The organism is Aeromonas sp. Y289-2, from assembly GCF_027705925.1.
In the GTDB taxonomy this organism is placed as follows: Bacteria; Pseudomonadota; Gammaproteobacteria; order Enterobacterales; family Aeromonadaceae; genus Aeromonas; species Aeromonas veronii.
On sequence record NZ_JAPDCH010000012.1, the window covers coordinates 28,771 to 52,092 of the forward strand.

Below are 23,322 nucleotides of genomic sequence, written 5' to 3' on the forward strand. Positions count from 1 at the left end.
TTCATCCCGCACCCGCCAACACGAGTCGAGAGAGTCCATGGATATTCGCGCCCTGCGCTATTTTGTCGAACTGGTGCGGGAAAAAAGCTTCACCCGCGCCTCTGAAAAGCTGTTCGTCACCCAGCCCACCATCAGCAAGATGATCCGCAATATCGAGGAGGAGCTGGGCCAACCCCTGCTCAACAGGGAAGGGCGCCGCTTCACCCTGACCGACAGCGGCCAGGTGCTGTTCAACCGTGCCCAGACCATCTTGGCGGAGATGCAGCAGCTGGAGGCCGAACTGGCGGATCTGCAGAGCCTGCAACATGGTCGCCTCACCCTCGGCATTCCCCCCATGGTGGGTCACGTCTATGCGGATCTGATCCGCGCCTACCGCACCCGCTATCCCAAGGTGGAGCTGACCCTGGTGGAGTACGGCGGCCGTCGCATCGAACAGGCGGTGCTGGAGGGGGAGCTGGATCTCGCCATCACCATGCTGCCGACCAAAGAGGGAGGCGCCCTCAGCGCGCTGGAGCTGGATCAATACCCGATCCGGGTGGTGCTGCCAGATCAACCGCGCTGGCATGGCGAAGCGCCGCTGCGGCTCGAGTCCCTGCAGGAGGAGCCCTTCCTGCTCTATACCCAGGCATTTACCCTGAGCGAGCGGCTGGAGCAGGCGTGTCAGGAGGCGGGCTTTGTGCCACAGGTGGCGGCGCGCAGCAGCCAGTGGGATTTTCTCACCGCCATGGTACGCAGCGGCATGGGGGTCGCCTTCTTGCCGGAGCCGGTCTGCAACCGGCTGACCCCGGATGGTCTGGTGCTGCGACCGCTGGAACCAGAACTGAGCTGGCGACTCGGGGTGATCTGGCCGAGCGAACGCTATCTGTCGCGCACCGCCGAGGCCTGGCTGGCCCTCTGCCGCCAGCGGCAGGCGCCTCAGTAATCGCCGAAGCGATCGGTTTGCGGATTGTAGAAGTAGGGGCGGTAATCGAAGCTGATCCCGTCGAGGAAGGGGTTATCCAGACGCAACATTCGGCGCTGGGAGAGCTTGGCAAAGGCGATGGCCGGGCCAAAGCTCTTGCGCCACAGCGCCTGTAGCGAGCCATCCTGCCACGCCAACTGCAACCCCCGCTCGACCCGCTGCAACGCCTCGCGATTGTTGGGATTGGTGTAGAAAACCCGGGGCAGCGGGTAGTAGATCAACAGCGCATCATCCACCAGCAGATCCGTCATCTCCTTGTGGGTAAGCTGCTCGCTGCGCAGCTCGCTCACCCCGCGGCAGAAGAGATCGAAGCGGCCGCGCGCCACCATCTTGAACAACTTTTCGTACCCCTCCACTTCCACCACCTCCATCCCGGCATAACGCAGGATATCCACATCCAGCCACCCCTTGCCCTGACCGAAGGTAAACTGGCGCAGCCCCTTGAGGTCGGTCACTTTGCTCACCGCCGCCTTTTGCTGCGGGCTGACAAAACAGATGCGGTAGCTGACGATGCCCAAATGGATGGGAAAACGGACATAGGCGAGCCCCAGATCCTCGCGGGTGCTGCTGTAGCTGTCCATTACAAAGAGGTTGGGATAGCTGTCGAGTTGCATGCTGAGCCGCTCGCGCGCCTTGGTCATGGGCGGCGCAGGCTCCAGCAGATAGTCGCCAAACTGGTCGCGGGTCTTGTCGAGGGCGAGCCGCAGCAGCTCCCGATCATAAGTGGTGCGCGGATCCCGCTCGCTCTCCGGGCTGATGAAGGTAAACCGGGTGGCCGCCTGTCCGGTCAGCGACAACATGCAGAACAGAGCGACGGCCAGCAGATGCAGGGGTGACATAAACCGCGCCTTGGCTGAAGGGGTACTTTCAGTGTAGCCCTGAGCGTGGGTGCCCCACCTTGGCGCGGCCTATGACGAGGATAAGCAACACGACAAACAGGAGGATGCGGGCAGATATCCTCACGAGTCACATCGCCTCCGAGCCACCACCGGCCCGGAGAGCAGGTTCACACCGTGCCCGGTACTACTCTTCGCCGATGGGAGCGGCGATCCACTTCATCAGCGTCAGCATATCCTGCGGCGCCACGCCGACCGAGAGGCCACGCTTGCCGCCGCTCACCAGGATCTCGTCAAACTGCAGCGCCGACTCGTCGAGCACAGTGGGCAACAATTTCTTCTGGGCCAGCGGGCTGATGCCGCCCACCTTGTAACCGGTCAGCTTCTCCGCTTCCGCCGGTTTCATCATCTCCACCTTCTTGAGACCGGTCGCCTTGGCCAGCTGCTTCAGGCTGCACATACCGGATGAGGGAACGATGGCCACCACCGCCTGCTTGTCGTGATGGGCGACCAGAGTCTTGAACACCTGCGCCTCCGGCAGCCCGAGCTGGGTCGCGGCATGCTTGCCGAAATCGTCGTGGGCTTCGCACTCGTAGGGGTAGAGTTTGTGGGGGATTTTGAGCTTCTTCAGCAGGTTGATGGCAGGAGTCATGATGGTTGCCTTGAATCGAATCGCATAAAAACAAGGCCAAACAGTCTGCGCCTCACTCTGGGGTGATGCAAGGGGGGATGGAAGTTGCAAGGGCCATTGACTGGCCGCCATGCCATGCACGCTGGCGGCGAACGTCCAGAACTCTTGACCAAACAGAGTCCAAACGGGTATTGCTTTAACCCTTTGACGCCGCCACAACCCATACCGCAGGAGCCCATATGCAACTAACCCCACCCCAACCGCCTCAGGACGATGATGTTGAAGCGCTGCGCATTGGCCTGACGGGCTACAACGTAAGCCAGGCAGGCACTCAACTGTTCGAACTTCGGCGCGAGCGGATCGCCAGCTTTATCAAGGATGAAGAGGGCAAGGTACACGGCGGCATCATCGCCGACATCAAGTGGGGCTGGCTGCACGTCGACTGGCTCTGGATCGACGAAAGCATCCGCCGCGACGGCTGGGGCGGCCGCCTGCTCGGCGCCATGGAGCAGTACGCCCAAAGCAAGGGCATCACCAACTACCATCTGGAAACCACCAGTTTTCAGGCCCTCCCCTTCTACCAGAAGCAGGGTTACGAGGTCTTTGGCCAACTGCCCGATATGCCGCCGGGGCATATCAGTTACTTTCTGAAAAAGCAGGATAAGTGATGGCACTCCCGCGCCTTGCCAACGCCAATATCGTGATCCGCCCATTCGAACCGGCCGATGCCGACGAGTTTGTCCGCGCGGCCCACGAATCCATCGAGACGGTCGGCAAATGGATGAGCTGGTGCTCCCGTTCATTTACCCGGGACAGCGCGCTGGAGTGGTTTACCCGCTGCGAGCAGGATTGTGCGGCGGGACGCGCCTTTGACATGGGCATCTTCTGCGCCACCACCGGCCAACTGCTGGGTGGCGCAGGTATCAACCAGCTGTCGCCCCATCATCGCTACGGCAATATCGGCTATTGGGTACGCCAATCCCGCCAAGGATGTGGTATCGCTCGACAGGCGGTCACCCTGCTCCGTGACTTTGGCTTTCAGCAGTTGGGACTATTTCGGCTGGAGATCGTGATGGGAATCGGCAACAGTGCCAGCGAAGCCGTTGCTATCGCAGCAGGGGCCGCCTTTGAGTGTCGGGCAAGGAACCGCATCTTGCTACATGGCCTGCCTATTGATGCGCATATCTATGCCCTTGTTCCCGAGTAGCTTAATTCTGTAGTAGAGACACTCTGCACAATTCTGGAGGATTAATAGTGATAGCCACCACACATGATGTTTACCCTTTACACATAGTTATTACTTCACTGTTGAAAACGTGGAGTTCATAGCATTTCGTCCAGTCCAAAAAGCTTCATATAAAACCCAATAAGAGTTAAACTAGTCAACAACATAAAAACATATTGCAAGAGATAAAATTGAAAATAAAAAGCATATATATAAACAACTTCAAAGCATATAGAAACACCATGTTTCATGCTGATGAAAGCCTTAACGTAATAACTGGCACAAATAATAGTGGCAAGACGACCATTCTTGAAGCAATTGCATTATGGCATGAATGCTTTTCTCTTCTGTTAATGATGGCAAAGAAGGCGACGCGTGGAACAACTATAAAATCAGGTTATTACCGTCTAGGGAAGAAAGCTCAGAATTACTTTGATTATCGGGCTATACATTCTGTACGGAGCTATCGATTTAGTGATATTTTCTATGAGTTGACCATTTCTAATCAAATTGAAATTGGATTGTCATTTTCTGATAATAATGGGACAACCAAAGAAATTTGTTTCAAAATTAGAGGGGCATCTGGCAGTAGTAATTATGAGATAATCCTTAAAGATCATGATGAATTTGATTTTGAGTGGTTCAACAGCTCATTTAAACATCTTCCCGAACCAATTGGCTGCTACTTTGCGCTTCCTATAGCAGTAATTCCAGCATATGAGGAATTTGCAACCAAGCCGATAATAAAAAACCGTATAACATCCCGTGAATCATCATCTTACATAAGAAATAGACTTTATCTTCTATCCAAACAAAAAGAAGTTTTTGATGCTTTCTCAAATGATGTGTCATTCATCTTAAGTAATAATAAGAGTAAGATATATTTCAACATTGAAAGTGATATTCACAGAGACACAAACATTAATGTCAGTATAAGGATGGGCATTGAGCTAAGTTATAAAGATGTATCTTTGCTAGGAAGTGGAACATTACAAATTATAGGCTTACTTCTGACATGTTATGAGGAAGAAAAAGATCTTAACTTAATACTCTTAGATGAACCGGATTCACACATACATAGAGACATCCAGAAAAGACTTATCCAAACACTACAGAAAAAAACGGCTGCAACACAAATTTTTCTGACAACGCATAATGAAGGGTTAATTCGTTCAACTAATCCTAAGAACATCTTTCATATAGAAGAGAATATTTGTACCTCAGATAAAACTAACATTTACCCAATCATATCAGAAAGTAATACCCAAAGACAAAAAGGAGCTGGCATAGATCATCACTCATCTATAATAAGTAAAATTCACTCAACGTCTTCCTTAGATATCATTGGCTTTATTGAAGCGGACTTAATTTTACTTGTTGAAGGCATTGATGACATCAAATACATTAAAAAATACTGGAAAAGCATGGCTTAGATATAAATTGTGCATTCTGGTCTTTCAAGGGAATTGACTCCTTGCTGCAGGAAATAAAGCATTTTAAATCTTTTCTGGATGGCATTGGTGCTAGCGAGCCACTATGGAAAAAATCCAAGATAATTATTGATAGTGACTATTTAACTCAAAAGCAAACCAGTAACCTTATCCATAAACTCAAGGAGGAGCTTTCTATCGATTGTTTTATATGGGAGAGTTACACAATTGAATCTTCCATGTTAACCAGCAAAGAAATATTTACTAATTTCATCATTTCACTTGCTAGAAACAACGGAACCATCTCTGAAACCATAACAGAATATATTAGTGGGGTAATTGATAATTATTGGCTGAAATATATAGAGCAACATAGAGAAAAACTAGCGAGCACAAAGCATTCAGAAAAAGTGACCGGGCAATTAATATCAAGATCCAATAATATAAAAAGATATCTTTTGAAAACTCCTTCAAACATAACCAAAATATTCGGCTGCCAAGATGCCATGTATTACCCTACATATATGGAATACTCCATTGAAAGGATGAATAAAAAAGACATTTCACATTTATGTGATAAAAGTGACTTTAGAGATATTATCTCTGGAGTTATGTCTCATATTATTCAAGAGCCTTCATATATAGAGGATTATTTTTATTTTGCCTTAGACAACATGTTCCTACATGGAAACATTGGTTTTCCTGAAATGCATAGACTTGTTTGTTTTTTGAAATCACACTGTAGAGTGCACCACACATCGTGATTGTGTCTCTAACAAGGCCGTAGCAAGACCATTAATTAGCGGTGTAATTCGCTCCGCTTATTGCATCCTACGATCCCCCTTAAGTTATGGCGGGCACGATCTTTATCCCCCCTCTTATTCGCTGAGGCGAGCCCGCTTGTCCAGGCCGCGAGACAGGATGTCGAGCGAGCGGCGCCGGGCCATGGATGGCCCGTCGGCGCGTGCCGCCGGACAAGCGGGTGAGCCGAAGGAACCCGACGAAGTCGGGCGAATAAGCGGGGGAGAAGACCTTTGGTGACTTTGGGTCTTTCCAAAGTCACTCGCCCCGGCCCGAAGGGCGGGCGAAACCCCTTCGAGGCCAGCGGCCTCGCGTCCTGCACGGCGAAGCCGTGCCACCACACAACGGCCCCTGCCGCCAGCGCCATACCTCGGAACGGACGATTACGCCTACCGGCTAATCGACCCTACGATTGCAGGCGCCGCCGTGCCTGCTTGCCACAGGCACGGAGTCTGGCTGGACGCCGGGATGCCACCGGCAAAGGGGGGCATGGCCGCCCCTATCGGCCCAAGAACGGCTCCCAATCTTTAAACACCGGCTGCAACCCCACCTGCCGGACGGCTGCGGCCACCTCTCCTACCGGCCTGTCGTCGTGGATGGCGAACTGCTCCAGCTCCTCTTTATCCCCCTCGGCATAGCCACCCGGCTGGGTGCGCGACTCGGCCGACATCTGGGTGATGCCAAGGCGCACCGCACCGTTGCGAAAGGTGGCGGACTCACGGGTGGATAGCGACAAATCCAGCGTGGGCGAGAAGAGACGCCAGGCGCAGATAAGCTGGGCCAGCTGGCGATCCGACATGACCACGGCAGGCTCCAGCCCACCGGTGCAGGGGCGCAGGCGCGGGAAGGAGAGCGAGTAGCGGCTCTGCCAGTGGTGGCGCTCAAGCCAGCTCAGATGCTCGGCGACAAAGTAGCTGTCGGCGCGCCAGTCCGAGGAGAGACCGATCAGCGCCCCCAAGCCGATTTTGTCGATACCGGCGCGGCCCAGCCGATCCGGGGTGGCAAGGCGCCACGCGATATCCCGCTTGTTGCCGCGCAGATGGTGGCGGGCGTAGGTGGGGGCGTGGTAGGTCTCCTGATAAACCATGACGGCGTCGAGGCCGAGGCTTTTCAGCTCGGCATAGTCGGCCTGCGAGAGGGGCTGCACCTCCATCCCTACCGTGCTGAAGTGGCGGCGGATGATGGGCATCACCTCGCGAAAATAGGCGAGCCCCACCTTGTGCTCGTGCTCGCCGGTCACCAGCAGCACGCTGTCAAAGCCGCGCGCCTTGATGGCCAGACACTCGCGCTCAATCTCCTCTGCATTCAAGGTTTTGCGCTTGAGGCGGTTGCTCATGGAGAAGCCGCAGTAGGTGCAGTCGTTGGCGCAGAGGTTCGACAGATAGAGCGGCACATAGAAGCCGACGGTATTGCCAAAACGCTGGCGGGTGAGGCGCTCGGCCTCGGCTGCCATCTGCGGCAGATACGCCTCGGCAGCTGGCGAGATCAGCACCATAAAATCGGCCAAAGTGCGGCGGGGTGAACCCAGCGCCCGTGCCACATCGGCGGCAGTTTTGGCGCGGATCTGCATGCCGATATCGTCCCAATCCAGCTCCTGCCATCGGTCGAGAAAAGTAGGCTCCTTAGCCCTCACCCCCAGCCCCTCTCCCATATTTTGTGAAGAGTCGAGAGGGGGGCTAAACACATCCGCCTCGGGAGAAACCGAGAAAGAGGACATGGCGATTGGCTCTTGCCCCGAGCCAGCATCATGACTCATAACGCCCCCAGAAAATCGGTGAGCGGGCTGGAGGCTTGCGCCTGCAGGGCGCGGGCGCCAAGGCCAGCTTCATAGGCGCTGCGACCGGCGGTGCAGGCCAGTGCAAAGGCGCGGCCCATGGCGACCGGGTCGCCGCTCACCGCGATGGCGGTGTTGACCAGCACGGCATCGGCCCCCAGCTCAAAGGCGGCGGCGGCGTGGCTCGGCGCACCTATGCCCGCATCCACCACCACAGGCACATTGGCCTGCTCGACGATGATGGCGAGAAACTCCCGGGTCACCAGCCCCTGATTGGAGCCGATGGGCGCGCCGAGCGGCATCACGGCGGCGCAGCCCACCTCTTCCAGCCGCTTGCAGAGCACAGGGTCGGCACCGCAGTAGGGCAGCACCACAAAGCCCTCTTTCACCAGCTGCTCGGCGGCTTTCAGCGTCTCGATGGGATCGGGCAGCAGATAGCGCGGATCGGGGTGGATCTCCAGCTTCAGCCAGTTCGTCCCCAGCGCCTCGCGGGCGAGGTGGGCGGCAAACACCGCCTCGGCGGCGGTCTTGGCGCCTGAGGTGTTGGGCAGCAGCTTGACCCCGAGTTGCAGCAAGGGGCTCAGGATATCGTCGTGGGCCTTGCCCGGTTCGAGCCGCTTGATGGCCATGGTGACCAGCTGGGAGCCGCTCGCCTCGATGGCGGCGGCCATCAGATCCGGGCGGGCAAACTTGCCGGTGCCGGTAAAGAGGCGCGATGAGAAGGTGTGATCGGCAATCTTGAGCATGTCAGCCTCCGGCAATGGCGGTGAAGAGGTGAAGTTCATCCCCGTCATTGAGACGGGTCTCGGCCCAGCGGCCACGGGGCAGCACGGCGCCATTAAGGGCCACCGCCACCCCTTGGGGATTGACCCCTTGCGCCGCCAGCAGGTCGGCCACGCTCTGCCCTGCCGCCAGCGGCTGGGCTTTATCGTTAAGTCGAATGGTGAGGGTCATGGGGTGATCTCCTTATCGTGTGTCGGGCATCGGCGCTGCCCGCAAACCGGGCAATCGGGGTCGGGAGCCAGAGTGAGGGTCTGCCACTGATGGGTCAACGCATCGAAACGGCGCAATGTGCCAGCGACCGGGCTTGGCATTCCGAGCAGCAGTTTCAGTGCCTCCAGCGCCTGCAAAGAGCCCATCACCCCGACCAGCGGACCGGTGACGCCGCTGGTCTCGCAGCTCTGGGCGAGCTTGGTATCCAGCGGATAGAGGCAGGCGTAGCAGGCGTGATCCGTGCTGGTGCGCGCCATCAGCTGCCCCAGCCAACCCACTGCGGCGGCGGAGATCCAGGGCTTGCCCTGAGCCACGCAGGCGACGTTGATGGCCTGGCGGGTGGCGAGGTTGTCACAACAGTCGACAACCAGATCCACCTCGGCCACAAACTCCGGCAGGCTGGCGGCATCGAGCCGCTGGTTGATGGCAATCAGCTCCACCAGCGGGTTGTGGGCGGCCAAGCGCTCGCGGGCCAGCTCCGCCTTGGAGTGGTTGACCGCCTCGCTATCGAACAGGATCTGGCGCTGCAGATTGCTTGAATCGACCGTATCGCCATCGGCCAGCCACAAGGTGCCCACCCCGGCCCCGGCCAGATAGAGGGCGAGCGGCGAGCCAAGCCCGCCCAAGCCCACGATCAGCACGGACTTATCCTTGAGCCGCGCCTGCCCCGCCTCCCCCACTTCCGCCAGCATCAGCTGGCGTCCGTATCGCAAATACTCTTTGTCACTAAGAGACGCACCATCAGAGCGCATGTTCCACCTCCCGTATAACAGTGGCCGAACGCGGCTCATCCCCCGCCCCCACGGCAGCGAGCAGCCGCTCGGTCGCCCCCTGCCAGTCATCGCTGGCCGTGATGGCCGAGACCAGCGCGATACTGCCGACCCCGCTTGCCTTGACCGCCGCCACCCGCTCCTCGCTGATGCCGCCGATGGCCACCGTCGGCCACTCAGCCATCAAGGCGCGGTAGCGATGCAGCCGCACCAGCCCCTGCGGGCGCGAAGGCATCGCCTTGGTATTGGTCGGGAAGATATGACCGAGCGCGATATAGGAGGGGGCCAGCTCGCGGGCCCGCATCAGCTCGAAGTAGCCGTGGGTGGAGATGCCAAGGCGCAGCCCGGCGGCCTGAATGGCGGCAAGATCGGCGGTCTCCATATCCTCCTGCCCCAGATGCACGCCCCAGGCGCCCGCCTCGATGGCCTGCTGCCAGTAGTCGTTGATAAAGAGCCGCGCCCCATGACGGCGACCGAGCGCGACAGCCTCGGCAATTGCCGGTGCTACCTGGGCGGCGGGCAGATTCTTGATCCGCAGCTGGATGGTCTTGACCCCCTGCCCCAGCAGGCGGCGCAGCCACTTGACCGAATCCACCACCGGATAGAGGCCGAGGTTGTGTTCGGTCGGCGCGAAGGGGCCCTGTGGCAGGCGGGCGCGGCTTGTCTTATAAAGGCCGAAGCGGCGATCGAGGGTGGAACCCGCCAATACGGCGCGGGGGAAGTGGGCCAGATCGGCTGGCCAACCGAGATGGGCGATGGGGCCCGGGCCTGCGCCCACCCCCTGCGCCGCCGCCAACCCCTGTTGCAGGTAGGCTCGCGCCAGGGTGATGGCGTCCTCCAGCGGATAATCCTGCGCCACCACGGCGGCGATGGCGCTGGCGTAGCAGCAACCGGTGCCGTGGCCATGGCGGGTATCGAGGCGCGGCGCCGCCAGCCAGAATTCGCGGGTCTCATCCTGGTAGTAATCGAGGCAGAGCTCACCGCTCCAGCCCAGATGGCCGCCCTTGACCAGCACGGCACGGGCGCCCAGTTCGCGCAGCCGCTGGGCGGCGAAGCGCACCAACACAGGGCTGGTCGCGGGAATGCCGGTCAGGGCCTCCAGCTCGGGGCCGTTGGGGGTGATGAGCGACAGACGTGGCAACAGCTGCTCGCGCACCGCTTCCAGCATATTGGGCTCCGCCATCGGGGTGCCGGTGCTGGCGATGGCCACCGGATCGTAGACAACAAAGGGCGCCTCGATAGTTGCCAGTCGGCGGGCCAGCACCTCGACGTGAAGCCGGGTCGGCAGCAGGCCTATCTTGATGGCGGCGGGCGGCAGATCGACGCCAAGGGCGTCGATCTGGGCGGTGAAGGTCTGCATCAGCACGGGGTCGACCATCTTCACCGCCACCGAGTTCTGGGCGGTGATGGCGGAGATGACAGAGCAGCCGTGCACGCCGAGGTCGTGCAATGTGTGCAAGTCGGCCTGAATGCCGGCACCACCGCCGGAGTCGGAACCGGCGATGGTCCAGACCACAGGCAGCGAGTCCGTCACGGGCGACAGGTCGGCGGGGCTGACAGCCCCGCTTGCGCTGCTCACGCCTCCTCCCCTGCGGCCTGTTTCAGCACCGCCGCCTGATGATAGATCTCGCCACCGGTCTCCTTGAAGGTTTCAGCCATACGAGCCATGCCGCTCTCCACCTGAGCCACTACCTGCTCCTGCTGGCCGTCCATGCCGACCAGCTTGATCTCAACGGCCTCCAGCTTTGCTGCGTAGTCGCGCACATCCTGAGTGATCTTCATGGAGCAGAACTTGGGCCCGCACATGGAGCAGAAGTGAGCCACCTTGCCGGACTCCTGCGGCAGGGTTTCGTCGTGGTAGGCACGGGCGGTGTCGGGGTCGAGGGCCAGATTGAACTGATCCTCCCAGCGGAACTCGAAGCGCGCCTTGGACATGGCGTTGTCGCGGATCTGGGCACCCGGGTGCCCCTTGGCCAGATCGGCGGCGTGGGCGGCGATCTTGTAGGTAATCAGCCCCTGCTTCACGTCTTCCTTGTTGGGCAGCCCCAGATGCTCCTTGGGGGTGACGTAGCAGAGCATGGCGCAGCCGTACCAGCCGATGAGCGCGGCGCCGATGCCGGAGGTGAAGTGGTCGTACCCCGGCGCGATGTCGGTGGTGAGCGGGCCCAGGGTATAGAAAGGAGCCTCGTGGCAGTGCTCCAGCTGCTCGGTCATGTTGCGCTCGATCATGTGCATCGGCACGTGGCCCGGCCCCTCGATCATCACCTGCACGTCGTACTCCCACGCAATCTTGGTGAGCTCGCCCAGGGTGCGCAGCTCGGCGAACTGAGCCTCGTCGTTGGCGTCATAGACGGAGCCCGGACGCAGACCATCGCCCAGCGACAGAGCCACGTCATAGGCGGCGCAGATCTCGCAGATTTCGCGGAAGTGCTGGTAAAGGAAGTTCTCTTTATGGTGGGAGAGGCACCACTTGGCCATGATGCTGCCGCCGCGCGAAACGATGCCGGTGAGGCGCTTGGCGGTCATCGGCACGAAGCGCAGCAGGACGCCGGCATGGATGGTGAAGTAGTCCACCCCCTGCTCGGCCTGCTCCAACAGGGTGTCGCGGAACAGCTCCCAGGTGAGGTCTTCGGCGATGCCGTTGGTCTTTTCCAGCGCCTGATAGATGGGCACGGTACCGATGGGGACAGGGCTGTTGCGCAGGATCCACTCGCGGGTCTCGTGGATGTAGCGACCGGTGGAGAGATCCATCACGGTGTCGGCGCCCCAGCGGGTCGACCAGACCAGCTTTTCGACTTCCTCTTCGATGCTGGAGGTGACCGCCGAGTTGCCGATGTTGGCGTTGATCTTCACCAGAAAATTGCGGCCGATGATCATCGGCTCCGCTTCCGGGTGGTTGATGTTGCTGGGGATGATGGCGCGACCGGCGGCCACCTCATCGCGCACAAATTCGGGGGTGATGTTCTGGGGCAAACGGGCACCGAAATCGCGGCCCGGATGCTGGGTGCGCAAGAGCTCGGAGCGCACCCGCTCGCGCCCCATGTTCTCGCGAATGGCGATAAATTCCATCTCGGGAGTGACGATGCCGGCACGGGCATAGTGGAGCTGGGTAACCCGACGACCCGGCTTGGCACGACGCGGTTTCGGCAGATGCTCGAAGCGCAGGTGATCCAGCCCCTCGTCGGCCAGCCGCTCCTGAGTGAAGGTGGAGCTGAGCCCCGGCAGTTCGTCGGTATCATCGCGCTCCAGCACCCAGTTTTCCCGCAGGCGCGGCAGACCGCGGCGCACGTCGATGGCGACCCCCTCCTCCCCGTAACGGCCAGAGGTGTCGTAGACCGGCACCGGCTCGTTGGGCTCGAACCGGGGATTTTCTTTGGTGCCGCCGACGAAAGTATCGGCCAGCTGGATCTCCCGCAGCGGGACACGAATATCGGCGCGGGAGCCTTCGATAAAGATGCGGCGGGAGTTGGGGTGAGCCATCCCCTTGAGGCTGTCGATAAAGGCCTGAGCGCTGGAGCGCTGCTCGCGGCGGCTGGATTTGGCGGTATCAGATACAGAAGTAGACATAGCAAAACTCACATTAACTGGTTGAAGTTATGGGTGTTTGCTTGTCTGGAGTTCGAGGAGAAGATGAACTTGCGGCGGGCTGTTTATCTCGGGAGGGAGTGCGCGCGGGATAGATCTCCGCGCTGCTGTTCTGTCGCTTCCCGCTCTCTGCACTCTGTGAGCAAGGCCCCCACGTGCTGGACAACCGGACGGGACAGACTCCCTCCTGTGCGCCCTGACCCATCAGGGTTACCCCTTCGATGAGCGGAAGAGGCTTGTTCCTCCTCCGGCGCGGTAACCCGCAAGTTACCCTTGTTCCCTTCGCAGGTTTTAACCTGATCAGGTTCCACGGATCCCGAATTAACGGTCTCAGCTTCGCGTCGTTCGACGGTCAGCACTCCGACAAGATGGCGCCAGTATAAGGGGGAAAATCTAAAGCACAAGCCGTTAACAATCTGGCCAACACGCCTCTTTCAACAAATGAGTGAACGATGCCTCGCTCACGGGGCCCCCCCAACTACAGGTCAAACCTGCGTAGGCATCACCTTGGCAAGCCATAGCTTCCTGTTGTGATCATTCAGGGACAAGAGGAGAAAAAGAGGGAAAATCGAGGGGCGCAGGGCAAACAGAAACAGGCCCCTATGAAAGGGGCCTGCGAGTGAGGTTATTGAACCGGAACTATGGTCAGGGATACGTTGCCAAAGCCTTCGTTGGCAAGGGCCTCACTGTCCAGATCCACACCGGTAAGCGCCACCTCATCGGCAGAGGCACTGCGCAACTGGGCAGACTTCGCGGAACGGGTCTGGGGCTGACCGATTTCGATATCACCGGCAAACTGGCTCTCGGCATAGAAGTCACCGGTCACCGCCGAACGGATCGGGCGCAGCACACGACCCAGGTTATTCTGCATGGTCGACAAACCATACTCGCTGATGGTCCAGTTCCAGTCCCACCACTTCACTTCACCCGGGATATAACGCTTGTCCCACTGGTAGCGGATGCTGCTCGCCTTGTCGCGGAACGGGCCGACGGCAAAGGTGTGCTCCCAGGTCGGACGATTCTCAGGATGGGTATACCAGGCATTGCCGCCCCAACGCAGGAAGCCCTTCATGGTCAGGTCATAATTGACCTCGGCCTTAAACTCGTAGGGGTAGGAGATGTTGGACTTGTAGAGCGCAACCCGTACCGGCAGGCTGGAGTGAGGCGGCACCGTGGGGCGCGCTTCAACCGAGACGGTCTCGGTCGTCGAGCCCCCTTTCTGGGAGGCCCAGCTCTGGCTCGCAGCGATCTCGATGGCCAGTTCGGTTTCACCCACCAGCGGCCACTGAAACTTGTTCTTGGTAGTCACCTTCTCGCTCAGGCTGTAGGTATCGGTCTTCGACCAGTTGGTGGCCTTATCGTACTTCAGGGTCACCACCACCTGCTGGGGCAGGTCGGTGTAGTTGGTCGCATTGGCCGTGATAGTCTTGACCAGCTGCTTGCCGCTCTCGGTGACCTGACCATGGCTGAAGGAGTCGGGTTCCAGGGTATATGAGAAGTTGCTTACCTTGATGGAGCTCTTCTCCCCGCAGCGATATCCGGAGCAGCCGCCGTCATTATTTCCCTTTATCAGCCAGCCATCGCCAACCCGGGTAACATCCATATCCTCCCCGACATAGGGGCTATGATTTCCACCCACCCAGGCGTATCCCAAATAATGGGCGAGATAACTGACCGGCTTGATAAAATAATTATTGTCGTGGACAAGACGCCATTGCACATCGACCTCATCACCCGCTGGAATATTCCAGTCAGAGAGTGTTGGTATTTCTCCGGAAACTGGTGAGTTGGGATAACACCAGGTTTCTCCGGCAGTGCCCTGTTTGATTTCGCCATTATATCCCGGCCCCATAATCACCCAGCGATCCGCCAGTCCGGTGATCTGCCACTGCCCCATGCGGCTGACCAGATTTCCCTTGATACTCATGGCTTCATCGCGGGTCAGAGGACGATAACCACTGGCACAGACGCCCGTCCCAAGACCCGCCCACTTGACCTGATCAGGGTAGACAGGTTCAGCCGCCTGCACCTGAGCGAGCATCAATGAAGACGCCAAAAACGCCAGATTGGCGGTAATTATTCTATTCATCATTTATCCCTCTTTCAGACATACGATAATTGTTATTGTGTAGAAATATCCTTTTTCATTTGACAGGTATGGACTCCGACAAAACCTGACACAAATAAAATAAACCACCAAAAAACATCCATGACAAACAAAATAATGGTGGTATAAGAAAATAATTAGAGTGATGACTTTATTGAGGAATAAATCATAAATATTGTGGCAGCCATTATTTAATGGCTGCCACAACATGGTGAAACTATATTAAATAAGAAGATGCTGAATTACTCTTCCGGATTGATCACTTCAATTCCCTGCAATATTCCATCCGCCGAACGGATCAATACCAGCTCGCTCCCGGCATGCAGATCGGCGGCCGAACCGTTGACCCAGCGCACCTGCGGATTGAGTGGCACAGTGCCCAGGGTGGCCAGCGTGAGCTGCCGGTCATCGAAGGATTGCAGGCGATCTTGCGCCCGCTGCCAGGGCTGATTGGCCCGCGGGGCTCTGGCGGCCAGCAGCTCAATCCGGGTGGCAACGCCATCGGCCACCAGCAGGGCGAGCTGGTCGCCGGGCTTGAGTGGCTGCGGCCAAATCTCCCCCTGCCGCCAGATGGCGGCACTGCCCTGTTCCACCTCGGCCCCCTGAAATTGCAGGCGGATGCCGTCGCTGTGCTCCAGCTCCACCAGCCACAATTCGTCGGCTCCCGCCTGCGCCGCCCAGAGCGGCATTCCCAGCATCCATGCACACCACTTTCTCGATTGTTCCATCTTCGTTCGTCCCTGAACAAAAAGCCCATGCTGGACAAGCATGGGCTTCATTCGGGAGCATTTCTAATCGGAACGCAGAGATCGGATCAGTCATCCTCGCGGCAGCGGCTCAGACGCATGCCGTCAAACTTGCACTCCAGCTCGAGCCAGCGCCCTTCGAACGGCGCCAGACTGTTGTCCGAAGTGGTGTAGCCCCAGATCCGCCCCCCTTCGACCGGCCCTTCCAGATCCATCTCGTCCTTGTCATCTTCGTCGAGGGCTTCGACCTTGCGCACATAGCGCACGCCGTTCTCCACCACCCCTTTCATCTCGACCCAGGTACCGCCGAGATCATCCTCGTTGAGCCAATCCTTGAAGCGGGTCTGGTCATCGATCACGAACGGCATGCCGTTGACCATCAACTGGCCAAGCTGCCAGGTGGTGCGGCCGGTCAGTTTGAATTCGGTCGCCTGTGCGGTGCCAAGTGGCAACAAGATCAACAGCAGGAGGGCGCAGAGAGACTTCTTCATCAGGGATCCTCGGGGTTACACTGGCAAACAGGATGCCGAATCCGGTGTGAAAAGAGCGTGAAACGCTCGCCAACCAGGAGAGCAAAGCATGAAGATTTTGGTAGTGGAAGACAATCCTCAGGTGGCGGAAACCATCATGGATTATCTGGAGCTGGCCGGTCACCGCCTCGATTGTGCCTATCACGGTCAGGCGGCGCTGCAACTGCTGGAGGATCAGCGTTTCGACGTCATCATCATGGATGTGATGATGCCGCGCCTCGATGGCCTCAGCACGGTGGCGCGCCTGCGCGAGCAGGGGATTGCCACTCCCGTGCTGTTTCTCACCGCCCGCGACAGCCTGGAGGACAAGCTGGCAGGCTTCAAGGCGGGAGGGGATGACTATCTGGTCAAGCCGTTCGCCATGGAGGAGCTGGAGGTACGGCTGCAAGCTCTGAGCCTGCGTGGCCCGCGCGGCGATGTGGGGGCCATCAGCTTTGGCGATCTGACGGTCGATGTCGCCAGCGGCCGCGCCACCCGTGCCGGTGAGCCCCTCAAGCTCGGCAAGATCCCGTTCCAAATCCTCGCCCTGCTGGCCCGCCGCGCCCCCGCCATCGTCAGCCGTCAGGAGGTGCTCGACACCGTCTGGGGGGATGAGGAGCCCGACTCCGATGCCCTGCGCAGCCACATCTACGCCCTGCGCAACGCGCTCGACAAACCCTTCCCCACTCCCATGCTGGAGACCCTCCACGGCCAGGGCTACCGACTGGTGAGCGCATGAGCCTGCCGAGCCTGCGTCGCCGCCTGATCATGGCGCTCGGCGGCGCCGGGGTGGTGCTGCTGATCCTGCTCTCCGGCCTGATGATGGTGGCCGAGGACAAGATGGAAGAGCTGAGCCTGCGCCACTGGCTGGAAGCCGAAGTGACCCGCTACAGCGATGACTGGCTGCGACTCGGCCCGGCTGCGGCAGCCCCGAGCCCCAGACAGTTCTCCAGCTACTGGACCGAGGCGGGCCGCTTGCCCAAGTGGTTGAAGCCCTACCAGACTCCCGGCTTTTTCGAGCACCAACTGGGCAAGGAGGACAAACACTTTCTGGTGGCCCGTCACCCCTCCGGCGAGGGACTGCTCTATCTGGTGTTCAATGACGACGCCGACGACTACCTCGACCCCTACGAAGACAAGCTGCATCTGGCGACCCGGCTGATCGGGGTGACCCTGCTGCTCGGCTGCCTCGGCTTCGGCATCTGGCTGGTACGCCATATCACGGGGCCGCTGCAACGGCTGCAACAGAGGGTCGCCCACCTCACCCCGGATCAAGCGGATTTCGAGCCCGACGCCCCCTGGCAGGAGCTGCGGGATATCGAGCTGGCGCTGCTGGCCGGCAAGCAGGAGGTGAGCGCCGTATTCGCTCGCGAGCAGGAGTTCAGCCGCTTCGCCAGCCACGAGCTGCGCACCCCCAACATGGTGATCCAGGGCTCGGCGGCCCTGCTCGGCAAGGTGACGGATCTGCCCGCGCCAGCCGCCCGCGCCACCACCCGCATCCGCGCCGCCGCCGACGAGATGGCACTGCTCACCGAGACCTTCCTGCTGCTGGGCCGCAAGGAGGCTGTGGAGCGACCGCTGCAACAGGTCACCCCGCTGATCCGCCAGGAGCTGGCCCGCCTCGCCCCGCTATTGCAGCGGGAGGCCCTCGATATCCGGCTTAATGTGGATGAGAGCAGCGAAGTAAATGCCCCCCTCTCCCTGCTCGCCATCGCCCTCGGCAACCTGCTGAAAAATGCCCTGAGCTATGCCGAAGGACATATCGACATCGAGCTGTGTGGCCCGGTGCTCACCATCAGCAACCCGACGGCGGCGGCTCCGGATCAGATCCTCGGCTACGGCTGTGGCCTCACCATCATCCAGCGCATCTGCGAGAAGCTGGGCTGGCAGATCGATACCCGGCTGAAGGACGGAATTTTCAGCGCCCGGCTGGCGATGATCACTGCCGAACAGTTCCCTCTCCCTTTGGGAGAGGGTTAGGGTGAGGGAGCAGTGGCACCGCCAGCCCACCAGCCAGATAGCAACAAGGCGCCCGAGGGCGCCCTGTTTCTATCTGACGGATGCAAGCCTGAGGCTCACTCCGCCGGTTTGTTCTTGCGGCTCGCCTTGAGTTCGAGGAACTCGATGATCTTGCCGGCCACATCCTTGCCGGAGGCGGCTTCCACCCCTTGCAATCCGGGGGAGGAGTTGACCTCCAGCACCAGCGGGCCACGGGCGCTACGCAGGATATCCACCCCCGCCACATCCAGCCCCATGATCTTGGCGGCCTGCACCGCGGTCGCGCGCTCTTCCGGGGTGATCTTGATCGCCTCGGCGGTGCCGCCCCGATGCAGGTTGGAGCGAAACTCTCCCGGCTGGGCCTGACGGCGCATGGCGGCAACCACCTTGCCGTTGACCACCAGACAGCGGATATCGGCGCCATTGGCCTCGCGGATATACTCTTGCACCAGAATGTTGTTGTTGGTCTGGATAAAGGCCTCGATCACGCTCTCGGCGGCCTTCTGAGTCTCGCAGAGCACCACGCCAATCCCCTGGGTTCCCTCCAGCAGCTTCACCACCAGCGGCGCCCCGCCCACCATGGTGATGAGGTCGGGCACGTCGTGGGTGCTGTGGGCATAGCCGGTGATGGGCAGGCCGATGCCATGGCGGGAGAGCAGTTGCATCGCCCGCAGCTTGTCGCGGGAACGGCTGATGGCCACCGAGCTGTTGAGGGCCATGGTGTTCATCATCTCGAACTGGCGCAGCACGGCGGTGCCGTAGGCGGTAATGCTGGCCCCGATCCGCGGGATCACGGCGTCATAGCTTCCCAGCTCCCCACCCTCGTAGTGAATGGAGGGGTTGTGGGAAGCGATATTCATATAGCAGCGCAGGGTGTCGAGCACCTCTACCTGATGACCGCGCGCCTGTGCCACCTCGACCAGACGGCGGGTGGAGTAGTTTTTCGGCTCACGGGATAAAATGGCGATCTTCATGACAATTCCGCTAGAAGGCTGTGCCTGGGCAGGATGGGGCGGGAGAGTATAAGGTGCCACAGCGCCAAGACAACGCCAATTGTTTATCCTGACAACAAGACAAACCACACCAAACAGCACTCTAACCTGTCACTATGACCAACAGGTTAAACGGCGGCTCTGCGCAGGTTGTTCAACCCGTGCAAGGATGCCGCCGTTTCTCGTTAAAGATCAACCGGTGTCACGCGGGAGTCAGTTCAGGTTTGGCCCCAACCAGCGTTCGGCCTCTGCCAGCGTCATCCCCTTGCGAACGGCGTAATCTTCCACCTGATCTTGCTGGATCTGCGCCACCGCGAAGTATTTGCTCTCGGGGTGGGAGAAGTACCAGCCCGACACCGCAGCACCCGGCCACATGGCGTAGGATTCGGTGAGCTGCATGCCGATAGCCTGCTCCACCTTCAGCAGCTCCCAGATGCTCCCCTTCTCGGTGTGCTCCGGGCAGGCCGGATAACCGGGGGCCGGACGGATGCCCTGATAGTTTTCGCGGATCAGCTCCTCGTTGCTGAGGGCCTCGTCGGGAGCATAACCCCAGTGCCGCTTTCGCACCTGCTCGTGTAGATACTCGGCAAAGGCTTCGGCCAGACGGTCGCACACCGCCTGAATAAGGATGGCGTTGTAGTCATCGTGCTGCGCCTTGTAGGCCTTGGCGATGGCCTCCTCACCGATACCGCCGGTCACCGCGAAGGCGCCGATCCAGTCGGGTTTGCCGCTCTCTTTCGGTGCCACATAGTCCGCCAGACAGTAGTTGGGGAAGCCCTGCTTCTCGCTCTGCTGGCGCAGGTGGTGCAACACCTTGATGACCTCGGTGCGGGACTCGTCGCTGTAGACCTCGATGCTATCCCCTACCGCGTTGGCCGGGAACAGGCCGACCACCCCGGCGCAGCGCACGCTCTGATCCTTTTCCAGCTGATCCAGCATGGCGTTGGCGTCGGCAAACAGCTTGGTCGCTTCCTCGCCGATGATCTCGTCCTCGAGGATGCGCGGATACTTGCCCGCCAGCTCCCAGCTGAGGAAGAACGGCGTCCAGTCGATGTAGGGACGCAGTACCGAAATGGCCACATCTTCGAACTTCTGCACCCCGAGCTCGCGGGGCTTGGGTGGCTGGTAGCCAACCCAATCCAGCTGATGCCGGTTGGCGCGGGCGTGGGCCAGACTGACCGGGCGGGAGCGCGGCTGCTTGCGGGCATGCTGATCCCGGGCGATCTCGTACTCCTTGTCGATGCGGGCGACAAACGCCTCCTTCAGATCCGGACTAAGCAGGCTCTGGGCCACCCCCACCGCGCGGGAGGCGTTGGAGACATAGACCACGGGCTCCGAGTAGTTCTGCTCGATCTTCACCGCAGTGTGGGCCTTGGAGGTGGTGGCACCGCCGATCAGCAGCGGCAGCTTGAAGCCCTGACGCTCCATCTCTTTGGCCACGTGCACCATCTCGTCCAGCGACGGGGTGATGAGACCCGACAGCCCGATGATATCGGCGCCGACCTCCCGCGCAGTCTTGAGAATGGTCTCGCAGGAGACCATGACCCCGAGGTCGACAATCTCGAAGTTGTTGCACTGCAGCACCACCCCGACGATGTTCTTGCCGATGTCGTGCACGTCCCCCTTCACGGTCGCCAGCACGATTTTGCCATTGCTGGAGCCGCCCGATTTTTCCGCCTCGATATAGGGCTGCAGATAGGCCACCGCCCGCTTCATCACCCGCGCTGATTTCACCACCTGCGGCAGGAACATCTTGCCCGCGCCGAACAGGTCGCCGACCACGTTCATGCCATCCATCAACGGCCCTTCGATGACGTGCAGCGGCTTCTCGGCACCAGCGCGTGCCTCTTCGGTATCCTCTTCGATAAAGTCGGTGATCCCCTTGACCAGTGCGTGCTCCAGCCGCTTGCCCACCGGCCAGCTGCGCCACTCCTGATCCCGCGGATCCTCAGCCTGGGCACCGGCACCGCGATACTTCTCAGCGATGGCCAGCAGCTCTTCGGTGGCGTTGTCATTGAGGTTGAGCACCACCGCCTCGACCTTCTCTTTCAGCTCCGCCGGAATGTCTTCATAGATGGCGAGCTGGCCGGCGTTGACGATCCCCATGTCCATACCGTTCCTGATGGCGTGGTAGAGGAAGACGGCGTGAATGGCTTCGCGCACCGGCTCGTTGCCGCGAAACGAAAACGAGACGTTGGAGACGCCGCCGGAGATCATGGCGTGAGGCAGATGCGTCTTGATGTCCTTCACCGCCTCGATGAAGTCCACCGCGTAGTTGTTGTGCTCGTCGATGCCGGTCGCTACCGCGAAGATATTGGGGTCGAAGATGATGTCTTCCGGCGGGAAACCGACCTGATCCACCAGGATCCGGTAGGCACGCTGGCAGATCTCGAACTTGCGGGCGCGGGTATCGGCCTGACCCGCTTCATCGAACGCCATCACGATGACGGCGGCGCCGTAGCGACGCAGCAATCTGGCCTGCTGGATAAACTTCTCCTCCCCCTCTTTCATGGAGATGGAGTTGACCACCGGCTTGCCCTGCACGCACTTGAGGCCCGCCTCCAGCACCTCCCACTTGGAGGAGTCGATCATCACAGGCACCCGGGCGATATCGGGCTCACCGGCGATAAGATTCAGGAAGCGCACCATGGCCGCTTCGGCGTCCAGCATCCCCTCATCCATGTTGATGTCGATGATCTGGGCGCCGTTCTCCACCTGCTGCTTGGCAACATCGAGCGCCTCGTCGTACAGCCCCTCCTTGATCAGCCGCTTGAACTTGGCCGAACCGGTAACGTTGGTGCGCTCCCCCACGTTCACGAACATGGATTCAGGGGTAATGATCAGCGGCTCAAGACCCGACAGGCGGCAGGCCACCGGCAGCTCGGGCAGCACGCGCGGCTTGATGCCCGCCACGGCGTCCGCCATGGCGCGGATATGGGTCGGGGTGGTACCGCAGCAACCGCCGACCAGGTTGAGGAAGCCGCTCTGGGCCCACTCGCGGATATGCTCTGCCATCTCACCCGCATCGAGGTCGTACTCACCGAACGCATTGGGCAGACCGGCGTTGGGGTGGGCGCTGACGCAGGATTCGCTGATGCGCGACAGCTCCTCCACATACTGGCGAAGCTCGTCCGGCCCCAACGCACAGTTGAGGCCGAACGATACCGGTTTGACGTGGCGCAGCGAGTGGTAGAAGGCTTCGGTGGTCTGGCCGGAGAGGGTACGACCGGAGGCGTCGGTAATGGTGCCGGAGATCATCACCGGCAGGCTGTAGCCCAGCTCCTCGAACACCCCTTCCACCGCGAAGGCGGCGGCCTTGGCGTTGAGGGTGTCGAAGATGGTCTCGATCAGGATGATATCGGCGCCGCCCTCGATCAGGGCGTGGGTCGATTCGGTGTAGGCCGCCACCAGCTGGTCATAGGTGACGTTGCGCTTGCCGGGATCGTTCACATCCGGCGAGATGGAGGCGGTACGGTTGGTGGGGCCCAACACCCCTGCCACGAAACGCGGCTTGGCGGGATCTTTTGCCGTCCACTCATCGGCCACGGCGCGGGCCAGACGGGCGGCTTCACGGTTGATCTCGGCCGAGAACTCTTCCATCTCGTAATCGGCCATGGCGATGCGAGTGGCGTTGAAGGTGTTGGTCTCGAGAATGTCGGCCCCGGCAGCGCAATACTGCTCGTGGATCTCGCGGATCACCGCCGGACGCGTCAGCACCAGCAGATCGTTGTTGCCCTTGATGTCGGTATGCCAGTCAGCAAACCGCTCACCCCGATAATCCGCCTCCCCCAGCTTGTAGCCCTGGATCATGGTGCCCATAGCCCCGTCGATGATCAGGATCCGCTCCCTGAGGCAGGCTTCCAGCTTCTTTGTTACGTCCGACTGCTTGCTCGGCTCTCTGCTCGACATTACGTTCGACACCGCGTGTTCCTCTTACATCCATGCAACTGCGTAAACAGCATCC

At 59.8% G+C, this 23,322-nt stretch carries 20 protein-coding genes and 1 riboswitch; of the genes, 7 read left to right on the forward strand and 13 right to left on the reverse strand.

Features of this window, described 5'->3' with window-relative positions; genetic code table 11:
- The first annotated feature begins 37 nt into the window (after positions 1-37).
- On the forward strand, positions 38-922 hold the full coding sequence (locus OKC43_RS16465) for a LysR family transcriptional regulator (RefSeq protein ID WP_005336083.1): 885 nt from the start codon (positions 38-40) through the stop codon (positions 920-922).
- Here OKC43_RS16465 and OKC43_RS16470 read toward each other — a convergent pair.
- Together OKC43_RS16470 and ybaK are read right to left on the reverse strand one after the other, a co-directional pair.
- Positions 916-1,800, reverse strand: coding sequence for a transporter substrate-binding domain-containing protein (locus tag OKC43_RS16470; RefSeq protein WP_236272311.1), 885 nt, complete (start codon positions 1,798-1,800; stop codon positions 916-918). The two genes, OKC43_RS16465 and OKC43_RS16470, sit on opposite strands and share 7 nt — an antisense overlap.
- A gap of 184 nt (positions 1,801-1,984) precedes the next feature.
- Positions 1,985-2,449, reverse strand: coding sequence for a Cys-tRNA(Pro) deacylase (ybaK, locus tag OKC43_RS16475; RefSeq protein WP_005336092.1), 465 nt, complete (start codon positions 2,447-2,449; stop codon positions 1,985-1,987).
- Between the two features lie 218 nt (positions 2,450-2,667).
- Here ybaK and OKC43_RS16480 point away from each other — a divergent pair, with 218 nt between their 5' ends.
- The 4 genes from OKC43_RS16480 (at position 2,668) to OKC43_RS16495 (ending at position 5,847) form a co-directional block, all read left to right on the forward strand.
- Entirely contained in the window at positions 2,668-3,096 is a 429-nt protein-coding gene (locus OKC43_RS16480; RefSeq protein ID WP_010672671.1) for a GNAT family N-acetyltransferase, read from the forward strand.
- Positions 3,096-3,635, forward strand: coding sequence for a GNAT family N-acetyltransferase (locus OKC43_RS16485; RefSeq protein ID WP_270659909.1), 540 nt, complete (start codon positions 3,096-3,098; stop codon positions 3,633-3,635). The genes OKC43_RS16480 and OKC43_RS16485 overlap by 1 nt, the downstream gene beginning before the upstream one ends.
- A gap of 209 nt (positions 3,636-3,844) precedes the next feature.
- Positions 3,845-5,086 (forward strand): ATP-dependent nuclease, encoded by a 1,242-nt coding sequence (locus tag OKC43_RS16490; RefSeq protein ID WP_265344137.1) that lies wholly within the window; start codon positions 3,845-3,847, stop codon positions 5,084-5,086.
- 41 nt (positions 5,087-5,127) lie between these two features.
- Positions 5,128-5,847 (forward strand): hypothetical protein, encoded by a 720-nt coding sequence (locus OKC43_RS16495; RefSeq protein ID WP_236272308.1) that lies wholly within the window; start codon positions 5,128-5,130, stop codon positions 5,845-5,847.
- 536 nt (positions 5,848-6,383) lie between these two features.
- Here OKC43_RS16495 and thiH read toward each other — a convergent pair.
- The 9 genes from thiH to OKC43_RS16540 all read right to left on the reverse strand — a co-directional run bounded on the left by thiH (position 6,384) and on the right by OKC43_RS16540 (position 16,350).
- A complete protein-coding gene (gene thiH / locus OKC43_RS16500; RefSeq protein WP_236272318.1) occupies positions 6,384-7,601 on the reverse strand; it encodes a 2-iminoacetate synthase ThiH in 1,218 nt (405 codons plus the stop codon).
- Positions 7,602-7,636: 35 nt separating this feature from the next.
- A complete protein-coding gene (locus tag OKC43_RS16505; RefSeq protein ID WP_107682213.1) occupies positions 7,637-8,404 on the reverse strand; it encodes a thiazole synthase in 768 nt (255 codons plus the stop codon).
- Between the two features lies 1 nt (position 8,405).
- Positions 8,406-8,612: a sulfur carrier protein ThiS gene (gene thiS / locus OKC43_RS16510; RefSeq protein WP_064337452.1), complete on the reverse strand. Its 207-nt coding sequence runs from the start codon at positions 8,610-8,612 to the stop codon at positions 8,406-8,408.
- The gene (locus tag OKC43_RS16515; RefSeq protein WP_236272307.1) at positions 8,609-9,403 is read right to left on the reverse strand and encodes a HesA/MoeB/ThiF family protein; all 795 of its coding nucleotides are present in this window, start codon (positions 9,401-9,403) and stop codon (positions 8,609-8,611) included. Before OKC43_RS16515 ends, thiS begins: the two co-directional genes overlap by 4 nt.
- Positions 9,393-11,000, reverse strand: a complete 1,608-nt coding sequence (gene thiE / locus OKC43_RS16520; protein WP_236272306.1) for a thiamine phosphate synthase — start codon at positions 10,998-11,000, stop codon at positions 9,393-9,395. Before thiE ends, OKC43_RS16515 begins: the two co-directional genes overlap by 11 nt.
- Positions 10,997-12,988 carry a phosphomethylpyrimidine synthase ThiC gene (gene thiC, locus OKC43_RS16525; RefSeq protein WP_270659921.1) on the reverse strand — a complete coding sequence of 664 codons (1,992 nt, stop codon included), beginning with the start codon at positions 12,986-12,988 and terminating at the stop codon, positions 10,997-10,999. Before thiC ends, thiE begins: the two co-directional genes overlap by 4 nt.
- A 278-nt stretch (positions 12,989-13,266) precedes the next feature.
- Positions 13,267-13,379, reverse strand: a riboswitch (TPP riboswitch).
- A gap of 252 nt (positions 13,380-13,631) precedes the next feature.
- Positions 13,632-15,095, reverse strand: coding sequence for an aerolysin AerA (gene aerA, locus OKC43_RS16530; protein ID WP_236272316.1), 1,464 nt, complete (start codon positions 15,093-15,095; stop codon positions 13,632-13,634).
- Between the two features lie 260 nt (positions 15,096-15,355).
- Entirely contained in the window at positions 15,356-15,841 is a 486-nt protein-coding gene (locus OKC43_RS16535) for a hypothetical protein (RefSeq protein WP_236272305.1), read from the reverse strand.
- An 86-nt stretch (positions 15,842-15,927) separates the two neighbouring features.
- Positions 15,928-16,350 (reverse strand): hypothetical protein, encoded by a 423-nt coding sequence (locus tag OKC43_RS16540; protein ID WP_005340092.1) that lies wholly within the window; start codon positions 16,348-16,350, stop codon positions 15,928-15,930.
- Between the two features lie 88 nt (positions 16,351-16,438).
- On the opposite strand from OKC43_RS16540, the gene OKC43_RS16545 reads away from it, so the two are divergent.
- Both OKC43_RS16545 and OKC43_RS16550 read left to right on the forward strand, forming a co-directional pair.
- The gene (locus tag OKC43_RS16545) at positions 16,439-17,107 is read left to right on the forward strand and encodes a response regulator transcription factor (protein WP_111900303.1); all 669 of its coding nucleotides are present in this window, start codon (positions 16,439-16,441) and stop codon (positions 17,105-17,107) included.
- On the forward strand, positions 17,104-18,348 hold the full coding sequence (locus OKC43_RS16550) for a sensor histidine kinase (RefSeq protein ID WP_236272304.1): 1,245 nt from the start codon (positions 17,104-17,106) through the stop codon (positions 18,346-18,348). Before OKC43_RS16545 ends, OKC43_RS16550 begins: the two co-directional genes overlap by 4 nt.
- Before the next feature lie 95 nt (positions 18,349-18,443).
- Here the strand turns inward: OKC43_RS16550 and rimK are convergent, their stop codons facing one another.
- Positions 18,444-19,340 carry a 30S ribosomal protein S6--L-glutamate ligase gene (gene rimK / locus OKC43_RS16555; protein ID WP_005340088.1) on the reverse strand — a complete coding sequence of 299 codons (897 nt, stop codon included), beginning with the start codon at positions 19,338-19,340 and terminating at the stop codon, positions 18,444-18,446.
- Between the two features lie 231 nt (positions 19,341-19,571).
- The gene (gene metH, locus OKC43_RS16560) at positions 19,572-23,267 is read right to left on the reverse strand and encodes a methionine synthase (protein WP_236272315.1); all 3,696 of its coding nucleotides are present in this window, start codon (positions 23,265-23,267) and stop codon (positions 19,572-19,574) included.
- Between the last annotated feature and the right edge of the window lie 55 nt (positions 23,268-23,322).